The sequence below is a fragment of the Streptomyces orinoci genome (genome assembly GCF_003121295.1).
GTDB classification, from domain to species: Bacteria; Actinomycetota; Actinomycetes; order Streptomycetales; family Streptomycetaceae; genus Streptomyces; species Streptomyces orinoci.
The window spans coordinates 1-5,010 of the sequence record NZ_PHNC01000030.1; the positions used below are offsets into that span (position 1 = coordinate 1).

The following is a 5,010-nucleotide window of genomic DNA, read 5'->3' on the forward strand; positions in this document are numbered from 1 at the left end:
AGGTCTCAGACTATATGTCACGCGGATTTGCCTACGTGACGTCCTACACCCTTACCCCGGGACAACCACCGCCCGGGCTGGACTACCTTCCTGCGTCACCCCATCGCTCACCTACTACAGGTCTGGTCCGTCGGCTCCACCACTCCCCTCAACTCCGAAGAGATCAGGGCGGCTTCACGGACTTAGCATCGCCTGGTTCAGCGCTGGCGCTTCAAAGCGGGTACCGGAATATCAACCGGTTGTCCATCGACTACGCCTGTCGGCCTCGCCTTAGGTCCCGACTTACCCTGGGCAGATCAGCTTGACCCAGGAACCCTTAGTCAATCGGCGCAAGAGTTTCCCACTCTTGTATCGCTACTCATGCCTGCATTCTCACTCGTGAACCGTCCACAACTACCTTCCGGCGCTGCTTCACCCGGCACACGACGCTCCCCTACCCATCACAGCCACCGTTAGATGTACATGCTGCAATGACACGACTTCGGCGGTACGCTTGAGCCCCGCTACATTGTCGGCGCGGAATCACTTGACCAGTGAGCTATTACGCACTCTTTCAAGGGTGGCTGCTTCTAAGCCAACCTCCTGGTTGTCTCTGCGACTCCACATCCTTTCCCACTTAGCGTACGCTTAGGGGCCTTAGTCGATGCTCTGGGCTGTTTCCCTCTCGACCATGGAGCTTATCCCCCACAGTCTCACTGCCGCGCTCTCACTTACCGGCATTCGGAGTTTGGCTAAGGTCAGTAACCCGGTAGGGCCCATCGCCTATCCAGTGCTCTACCTCCGGCAAGAAACACACGACGCTGCACCTAAATGCATTTCGGGGAGAACCAGCTATCACGGAGTTTGATTGGCCTTTCACCCCTAACCACAGGTCATCCCCCAGGTTTTCAACCCTGGTGGGTTCGGTCCTCCACGACCTCTTACAGCCGCTTCAACCTGCCCATGGCTAGATCACTCCGCTTCGGGTCTTGGGCGCGCTACTCTGGTCGCCCTATTCGGACTCGCTTTCGCTACGGCTTCCCCACACGGGTTAACCTCGCAACACACCGCAAACTCGCAGGCTCATTCTTCAAAAGGCACGCAGTCACGAGATGCACAAAGTACATCCGACGCTCCCACGGCTTGTAGGCACACGGTTTCAGGTACTATTTCACTCCGCTCCCGCGGTACTTTTCACCATTCCCTCACGGTACTATCCGCTATCGGTCACCAGGGAATATTTAGGCTTAACGGGTGGTCCCGCCAGATTCACACGGGATTTCTCGGGCCCCGTGCTACTTGGGTGTCGCACAAGCAAGCCGCTAATGTTTCAGCTACGGGGGTCTTACCCTCTACGCCGGGCCTTTCGCATGCCCTTCGCCTACATCAACGGTTTCTGACTCGCCTCATGGCCGGCAGACCATGAAAGTGCGATCCCACAACCCCGCATACGCAACCCCTGCCGGGTATCACACGCATACGGTTTGGCCTCATCCGGTTTCGCTCGCCACTACTCCCGGAATCACGGTTGTTTTCTCTTCCTGCGGGTACTGAGATGTTTCACTTCCCCGCGTTCCCTCCATACTGCCTATGTGTTCAGCAGTAGGTGACAGCCCATGACGACTGCCGGGTTTCCCCATTCGGACACCCCCGGATCACAGCTCGGTTGACAGCTCCCCGGGGCCTATCGCGGCCTCCCACGTCCTTCATCGGTTCCTGGTGCCAAGGCATCCACCGTGCGCCCTTAAAAACTTGGCCACAGATGCTCGCGTCCACTGTGCAGTTCTCAAACAACGACCAGCCACCCATCACCCCACCCCAAAAAGGCGAGTTCACTGGGMCCGGCAACCGANACGCCACGCACGACGGCCGTACCCTCAGATACCCAACAGCGTGCCCGGCCCAGCCTCCGAGAAGATTTCGCGTTCCACGCCGAAGCAGTACTAACGAACCCCCTGAGACTGTGCCGAATAGTCAACGTTCCACCCATGAGCAACCGTGCGAGACATTCGCTCGCAGTCGGCTATGTGCTCCTTAGAAAGGAGGTGATCCAGCCGCACCTTCCGGTACGGCTACCTTGTTACGACTTCGTCCCAATCGCCAGTCCCACCTTCGACGGCTCCCTCCACAAGGGTTGGGCCACCGGCTTCGGGTGTTACCGACTTTCGTGACGTGACGGGCGGTGTGTACAAGGCCCGGGAACGTATTCACCGCAGCAATGCTGATCTGCGATTACTAGCAACTCCAACTTCATGGGGTCGAGTTGCAGACCCCAATCCGAACTGAGACCGGCTTTTTGAGATTCGCTCCACCTCACGGTATCGCAGCTCATTGTACCGGCCATTGTAGCACGTGTGCAGCCCAAGACATAAGGGGCATGATGACTTGACGTCGTCCCCACCTTCCTCCGAGTTGACCCCGGCAGTCTCCTGTGAGTCCCCATCACCCCGAAAGGCATGCTGGCAACACAGAACAAGGGTTGCGCTCGTTGCGGGACTTAACCCAACATCTCACGACACGAGCTGACGACAGCCATGCACCACCTGTACACCGACCACAAGGGGGCACTATCTCTAGCACTTTCCGGTGTATGTCAAGCCTTGGTAAGGTTCTTCGCGTTGCGTCGAATTAAGCCACATGCTCCGCTGCTTGTGCGGGCCCCCGTCAATTCCTTTGAGTTTTAGCCTTGCGGCCGTACTCCCCAGGCGGGGAACTTAATGCGTTAGCTGCGGCACGGACAACGTGGAATGTCGCCCACACCTAGTTCCCAACGTTTACGGCGTGGACTACCAGGGTATCTAATCCTGTTCGCTCCCCACGCTTTCGCTCCTCAGCGTCAGTATCGGCCCAGAGATCCGCCTTCGCCACCGGTGTTCCTCCTGATATCTGCGCATTTCACCGCTACACCAGGAATTCCGATCTCCCCTACCGAACTCTAGCCTGCCCGTATCGAATGCAGACCCGGGGTTAACCCCGGGCTTTCACATCCGACGCGACAAGCCGCCTACGAGCTCTTTACGCCCAATAATTCCGGACAACGCTTGCGCCCTACGTATTACCGCGGCTGCTGGCACGTAGTTAGCCGGCGCTTCTTCTGCAGGTACCGTCACTTGCGCTTCTTCCCTGCTGAAAGAGGTTTACAACCCGAAGGCCGTCATCCCTCACGCGGCGTCGCTGCATCAGGCTTTCGCCCATTGTGCAATATTCCCCACTGCTGCCTCCCGTAGGAGTCTGGGCCGTGTCTCAGTCCCAGTGTGGCCGGTCGCCCTCTCAGGCCGGCTACCCGTCGTCGCCTTGGTAGGCCATCACCCCACCAACAAGCTGATAGGCCGCGGGCTCATCCTGCACCGCCGGAGCTTTCCACCNCGAGGAGATGCCTCCCCGGGTCGTATCCGGTATTAGACCCGTTTCCAGGGCTTGTCCCAGAGTGCAGGGCAGATTGCCCACGTGTTACTCACCCGTTCGCACTAATCCCCGGCCGAAACCGGTTCATCGTTCGACTTGCATGTGTTAAGCACGCCGCCAGCGTTCGTCCTGAGCCAGGATCAAACTCTCCGTGAATGTTTACCGGCCGCGTTTAATTAAAAACTGCCGGTGCACACACACGAGAGCGGAACAACCAGGCGGAATAAGCCCGGTCGTTCACAGCGTCCTCGCTGTGTATTTCAAAAGGAACCTCACCCACCACAACGTGGTGGACGGGGTTTTTATAGTCTGGCGTTGACTTTTGGCACGCTGTTGAGTTCTCAAGGAACGGACGCTTCCTTCGTACTCACCCTCTCGGGCTTTCCTCCGGGCGCTTCCCTTCGGTGTTTCCAACCTTACCAGATCCGATTTCTCGTTTCCGGCCCCTGCTGGAGCGGGGTTTCTCGCCTTTTCGCTTTCGCGTCCCGGCGTGATCACTACTTTAGCGGATTTCCCCGGTGACTCCTAATCGAAGTCCGAGCCGGAATTCGGGCACGCCGAAATCCATCCCGTTCAGGGGCCGTGCAGTAGTGGATGCCGCCGGTGCGGCCAGAGGTGCCGCCCCGTCATCCGTATGGACGCCGTGGCAACCCGAAGAACTCTACACGAGGCTGTACGCACCATCAAATCCCTCGCGGAGGCCCCCTGCCGGGGTACTGTCGTCCGCATGACCAAGCAGCATGCGCACACCCAACAGTGGTGGGCCGCCTAGGGCGGCCGTTCTCGCATGCACTCAACGGCCGCCGCCTCGGCGGCCGTTTTTGCTGTCCGTGGCGGTGGTCCCGCACCTGGGGAGAAGGACACCATGACCACACGGACCACTCGGATCTTCAGCGGCGTCAAGCCCACCGGCCACCTCACCCTTGGCAACTACCTCGGCGCCATTCGCCAGTGGGTGGAATCCGACCAGCACCGGGCCGAGGCCCTGTTCTGCGTGGTCGATCTGCATGCGCTGACCGTGGATCACGACCCCGCCCGGGTGCGGCGGCTCAGCCGGCAGACGGCGACCCTGTTCCTGGCCGCCGGCCTGGACCCGGAGCTCTGCACGCTGTTTGTACAAAGCCATGTGGACGAGCACACCCGCCTCTCCTATCTCCTGGAGTGCACGGCCACCGATGGCGAGATGCGCCGGATGATCCAGTACAAGGAGAAATCGGTCCGCGAGCGGTCCACCGGAGGCAGCGTAAGGCTGTCCCTGCTGACCTATCCCGCGCTGATGGCGGCGGACATCCTCGCCTATGGCGCGGACGAGGTCCCGGTCGGCGACGACCAGGCCCAGCACGTCGAGCTGACCCGGGACCTGGCGGTCCGCTTCAACCAACGCTATGGGCACACCTTCACCGTGCCCCGGGCAGTGCTGCCGGAGGTCGCGTCCCGGGTGATGGACCTCCAGGACCCGACGTCCAAGATGGGCAAGTCGCACGCCGAGACCTCCGGCATCGTCTATCTGCTCGATGAACCGGAGGTGGTGCGCAAGAAGATCATGCGCGCGGTCACCGACAGCGGAAGCGATGTGGTCTACGACCGTGAGGCGCACCCGGGAGTGGCCAATCTGCTGGAGCTGCT

The 5,010-nt window shown here is 60.0% G+C and carries 1 protein-coding gene and 2 rRNA genes; 1 reads left to right on the forward strand and 2 read right to left on the reverse strand.

What is annotated here, in order from left to right:
- Window positions 1–1,737, reverse strand: a 23S ribosomal RNA gene (locus CV755_RS21950); the annotation flags it as partial.
- Window positions 1,738–2,017: 280 nt separating this feature from the next.
- Window positions 2,018–3,540 (reverse strand): 16S ribosomal RNA (locus CV755_RS21955).
- A gap of 709 nt (window positions 3,541–4,249) precedes the next feature.
- On the opposite strand from CV755_RS21955, the gene trpS reads away from it, so the two are divergent.
- A partial coding sequence (gene trpS, locus CV755_RS21965) for a tryptophan--tRNA ligase (protein WP_109282035.1) occupies window positions 4,250–5,010 on the forward strand: 761 nt, incomplete at its 3' end.